Source organism: Alteraurantiacibacter lauratis, assembly GCF_037154155.1.
GTDB lineage: Bacteria > Pseudomonadota > Alphaproteobacteria > Sphingomonadales > Sphingomonadaceae > Alteraurantiacibacter > Alteraurantiacibacter lauratis.
Genome location: NZ_JBANRN010000027.1, coordinates 1 through 5,085, shown reverse-complemented (window position 1 = coordinate 5,085; position 5,085 = coordinate 1). Strand labels below are relative to the sequence as shown.

The 5,085-nt window shown below is 57.1% G+C and carries 6 protein-coding genes; 4 read left to right on the top strand and 2 right to left on the bottom strand.

Annotation, left to right across the window (positions count from 1 at the left end):
- Window positions 1-72 precede the first annotated feature (72 nt).
- Both WFP39_RS15120 and WFP39_RS15115 read right to left on the bottom strand, forming a co-directional pair.
- Complete coding sequence (locus WFP39_RS15120; RefSeq protein WP_336920662.1) at window positions 73-840, bottom strand: reverse transcriptase domain-containing protein; 768 nt, start codon at window positions 838-840, stop codon at window positions 73-75.
- Between the two features lie 356 nt (window positions 841-1,196).
- Entirely contained in the window at window positions 1,197-1,808 is a 612-nt protein-coding gene (locus tag WFP39_RS15115) for a hypothetical protein (protein WP_336920661.1), read from the bottom strand.
- Window positions 1,809-1,952: 144 nt separating this feature from the next.
- Between WFP39_RS15115 and WFP39_RS15110 the strand changes: the two genes are divergently transcribed.
- From WFP39_RS15110 to WFP39_RS15095, 4 genes are all read left to right on the top strand, one after another.
- On the top strand, window positions 1,953-2,288 hold the full coding sequence (locus WFP39_RS15110; RefSeq protein WP_336920660.1) for a helix-turn-helix domain-containing protein: 336 nt from the start codon (window positions 1,953-1,955) through the stop codon (window positions 2,286-2,288).
- Window positions 2,289-2,427: 139 nt separating this feature from the next.
- Entirely contained in the window at window positions 2,428-4,137 is a 1,710-nt protein-coding gene (locus WFP39_RS15105) for a restriction endonuclease (protein WP_336920659.1), read from the top strand.
- Window positions 4,138-4,273: 136 nt separating this feature from the next.
- Window positions 4,274-4,501, top strand: a complete 228-nt coding sequence (locus WFP39_RS15100) for a DUF2188 domain-containing protein (protein ID WP_336920658.1) — start codon at window positions 4,274-4,276, stop codon at window positions 4,499-4,501.
- 2 nt (window positions 4,502-4,503) lie between these two features.
- Window positions 4,504-5,085 (top strand): hypothetical protein (locus WFP39_RS15095; RefSeq protein WP_336920657.1); only part of this gene is annotated, 582 nt, incomplete at its 3' end.

Here is a 5,085-nt window from a genome sequence, read left to right as displayed (position 1 = left end):
TCTCCTGCTTCAGCGGAGACACTCTGAATCAATACACGCACTGAATTTCAAGAGGCTGATTGGGTTTAGACCCTAGGGCAGTGCACTAGCCAACTCTTTGGCCTGATCTGCGTTCACGCTCGCAACGTAACCGAGAATGCCGCCGATTTGATATTCGTTGCCGTGTCTGATCGCGGCTTCGAATTCCACCATCCGGTCTTCCGCGATTTCCATTAGGCCCGATCCGAACTCGATGTTGAAGCTTGTCACGCGCCTGCTTGCGGGCTGTGACTTATCTGGGTTGAACGCGAAACCTGAGAGGGCAGCAGCGGCTTCGAGCTTTTCAACTGCGTCGCTGACCTCTTCCTCCGAAATGCCTGATACCGTGATGTCGTCCACGTAGACAGTCACGTTCAAGCCGTCTGCGCGGAGGTTTCTAATCTGGCCGCCCAAGGCCGATTTGGCGAGCACCACGGATGCAACAATCGGCGACTGCACGAAGCCGAAGGGAAGGCTGAACTTTCGCTTCGGCGGTCTTTTATCGACGGTGCTGTCGCAGGCCATCTCCCAAGCTTCGTCCTGCGAAAATCCGACAGCCTTCAAGGCGCGGTGCACTTTCGACCGGCTAATCTGCTCGAAGAAGCGTTGTAGGTCGAGCGATGCGAGCCAAGGGGCGTCTCGATGCGACTTAACTGCCGCCACATGACCGCCGTCGAGGAGGTGAAAGTAGTTTTCTGGTGGCTGCCAGACCCTTTCGATCGCTTCCTTGATGTCTCCGCCACGCTGAGCGCCGTACAGTGACGGTATAAAGACCCGAGTGCCCGGTTTCAGCGTGAAGTGGTGATTGTAGAGGTTTCGCACGGTAGTTGGTGACCTCGCCGAGGAACTTCAGAACGTAGTATGCGAACTTGAACGCATTAGCTCCGTATTCCAAGGCGAGGCCACAGTATTTACGAAAACGGGTGATTTTCTTCATACCGTGGGTCCTTCCATATACCCTCGGCTGCCTTGCGTTTGCACGCAGATCACCAACCAAGAAAGCAACGTGATGCTCCGAAACGGCGACACCGCGTTACCCCGAAGCAGCTTCATCGGAACTCCGAATTGCCGCAGGAAGAACCTCATACCGAGGGATCGTAATCATGCTGCTTCAATCGTCCAATTTCAAGAGGCTAGGCGATGAAGGGTGGAGCCGAAACTATTGCAGCTGCGATCGGTCACCGGATGAATCGCCACGACCGCACTTCGCATTCCGAGTTATCGATCACAGCCTCCGCCATTTCTACATTCATCCCACCAAAGCCATTGCGCGCTCGGAACTTCATGCGAACGCGCTGTGTGCCATCAGCATCGACCGCCGTTGCAAACGACTGAATGTGTTCAAAGCTGTCTGGGTCCCGAAGCTCGTATTTCACCTCGATCTTGAAACTACCCATGGAGCCGTCCAGCGAACGGAGACATTTGAACTGCGCTTCGCGAGCAGCTTCCTCGGCCTCTGCCTGTTGTCGGGCTGCCAGCTCTGCTGCCTCGCGCTCAGCCTCTGCTGCCTCCCGAATCGCCCTTTCTTTCTCGCGCTCAGCACGTTCAGCCGCCCATCGCGCCTTGTCTTCCGGGGTCGCCGTGGTTTCGGCTATGATGCCTATTACGGCGACGAGAGCGATCAGTACGCCAATCGTGATTGCCGTCCATTTGGCCAGCTTGCGAAAGAACGATGAACCGCTCGTCGCTGCTTTCGGTGCTTCGCTGGTCCTTCGATCAAACTGACTGACGGTTCTGGGGGCTTCCCGCGCTCTTATCTTATTGCGTATGCCTGATGCCTGATCGGCCATGCTGTCCTCAATCTTCCGAGATGATTATCCAGCTCGTAAGCTAATTCGAGAAAGTTGCCTTTTACTTACTGATATGCCTGATTTTCGAAGGCACTTCCCTCAAGATGAGACTGTTCCCCGGCTACCCGTTTGCTGGGAGGCACCATGGTCGATTTGCGGACAAGGTTTGGACGACTGGTCAAAACGCACCGGGTGCGTGCGGGCCTGACGCAGGAGGCTCTGGCCGAACGTGCAAGCATCAGCACTGACATGATCTCGAAGATCGAAGGGGGAAACAGCGGAGCCCGTTTCGGTGTGATCACGCAGATCGCAGAGGCGCTGGAAATTGATCCTGCGGAGCTATTCACCCCGAATTTGCCCGACGGCCAACTCCAGCGCGCAACGCTCACGGAAATCGTCAGTAGGCTGGGAAGCCTCAGTGACAGCGAGTTGCGTTGGCTGAGTGGTGTGATTGAAGCTGCCCTTCGTCCCAAGACCTAAGGTGACTACAACTGCACTCGGGGGTAAGAGGTGGCTGGCCTGCTTCAAGGATAACCAACTAGGATCATTGCACTTGATCTGAACGCGACATCCGGCTCTTTGTAGGAGCTCATCTATTTGGGCATAGAAGGGGGCGGCTGTGGCACACGTCACGATACATTCGACCAATCTCGAAAACATCGCCGTGGGGTCACTGCAAACGAAATGGAGTGCGCGCGGAGACCGGGTCCTGCGGTACTACATTGATGTGCGGCACAAGAAGCTGAACCTCCACAAGGAGGTCAGCGCGCCTGAAATCTTCATCTTGCAGAGCAAGCTCGACGCGTTGATCGCCAGCTGGGATGAAAAATACGAGATCTACCTCAAGCGGCAATCCCTGCTTTCCGGGCAGGCGGCTGCTGATGAGCTGACAACCGAAGCGACGCTCAGGCTGGAATCGCTGACCCGCATCCTTACGCATACTACACTGGTCGATGACAGGATCGACTGGGAGACCCTCAAGGATCGATCCGCATACGAGTATCCTAAGGACTTCCCTGAGCCCAAGCCGTCGAGCAGTCCGGCACCGCAGCCGAAATATGTCGAGCCGAAAGTCGGTTTCTTCCAAGTCATCCTCGGCAAAAAAGCCGGCATTCTTGCAGAAGCACAGGCGAACCACGCGACTGAAATGCAGCAATGGAAGGATGCCGAAGACCGTCGAAAAGTTGCTCTGGCTCACGCAGTTGCCCAATGGGAGGAGCGGCGCAAGGCCTTCTGGGATGAGCACAAAGCCAAGGAAGATGCCTTCAAGGCGGAGCAGGCTGCTTCGCATGCCCTCGTCGATCAACTCGCGGCCGAGGTTGCGAGCGGAGAAGAGGAAGCCGTAATTGAGCATGCCTCGCTGGTGCTGGAGCGGTCGGACTATGATGGCCTCTTCGAGAAATCCTACCTCTTGCAGTATGATCGTGTCCGCAAGCTCATGAAGCTTGCCTATGATCTGCCATCGATCGATGTCCTGCCATCGACGAAGGCGGTGAAATTCGTGAAGGCGACGGGGGAGCTGAAGGAGAGCTTCATCTCCGATCGAGACCGGAAGGCTAACTTCGAGTCTGTTGCCTATCAGGTCTGCCTGCGCACGATCCACGAACTGTTCGAGGCCGATGAGGCCGGAAACATCGATGCAATCCTCTTCAATGGCTTTGTCGAATTCATCGACCCGGCAAGCGGTCAGCAGAAGCGTAGCTGCCTGATGTCGGTGCTTGTGGACCGGGAGTCCTTCTGCGCCATCGACCTCGCGCGCGTCGATCCCAAAGCATGCTTCAAGTCGCTGAAGGGCGTCTCGGCAGCATCACTGGCGTCCCTTGCTCCCATCGCCCCGGTTATGGAACTCGACACAGAGGACCGCCGGTTCATTGAGGCGCGGGAAGTTGGCTCTGCACTTGATCAGGGCACCAACCTCGCAGCAATCTCGTGGGAAGACTTCGAGCACCTCGTGCGCGAGGTTTTCGAAAAGGAGTTCGCCTCACGCGGCGGCGAGGTTAGGGTCACGCAATCAAGCAGCGACGGAGGGGTCGATGCCATCGCGTTTGATCCCGATCCGATCACTGGCGGCAAGATCGTCATCCAGGCCAAGCGCTACACCAGAACCGTTGGCGTGTCGGCGGTGCGGGACCTGTACGGCACCATAATGAATGAGGGCGCGTCGCGCGGTATCCTTGTATCCACAGCGGACTATGGTCCTGACGCTTACAAGTTCGCGACTGGCAAGCCGATCACCCTGATGAACGGCGCCAACCTGCTCCATATGCTTGAGCGCCACGGCTTCCAGGCCAGCATCGATCTCGCAGCCGCGAGATTAGCGGCATCTTGACCGACCGGTGACGCACAACCCATGTTCACGGTTGTTGGCAAATTCGGGCGACAAGGGATTTTCGAGCACAGATTGTCCCCCCAGACCTAGCCACTGGTCTATCGTACTGCTACTTTAGAGCTGGAGGTCAGATACCATGGCAAAACAGGGTCAGCATGTCGTGCGGAATTCTTCTGGCGGATGGGCTGTGAAGAAGGGGGGCGCGTCGAGAGCGACCAGCGTTCACGCCACGCAGGCGGATGCTATCGCTGCTGCCACCAGGATCGCCCAGAACCAGAAAACCGAACTCTACATCCACGGTCGTGATGGCCGGATCAGAGAGCGGAACTCCTACGGAAACGACCCGCATCCGCCGAGGGGCTGATATTGCCGCCACCCTTTGATCGCTCTGTTTTCGTCAACTGTCCCTTCGATGAAGATTTCGCACCGATCCTTCAGGCGGTAGCGTTCTGCATCGTCTATATGGGTTTCTTCCCGAGGCTGGCACCGGAGAATGCCGACAACGGCGAGGCGCGGCTCGATCGTATTGCCGAGCTCATCCGGGGATCAAAGTACGGCATCCACGACCTCAGCCGCTGCAAATCTGCGGCCCCGGATGAATTCGCACGCATGAACATGCCTTTTGAGCTTGGTCTCGACCATGCCTGTCGCAGGTTCGGGCCACCGCCCTTGTCAGACAAGCGAATCCTTATCCTTGAACACACGCGCTATGATTATCAGCGGGCGCTCTCCGACATCGCAGGCTGGGACATCCATGCTCACAGCGGCGATCACGAAAAGGCGGTGCGTCACGTTCGCACCTGGCTGATCGCGCAAGCTTATGCGCAGCCTGTCGGATCGGCCCTGATCCAGGGGAAGTATCTGGCTTTCCAGGGTCGAGACTCAATCAGAGCCAGAAAGCCACGGCGGCGGCAAGGCATACGGCGGATAGGAAGTTTCTGGCGAGCT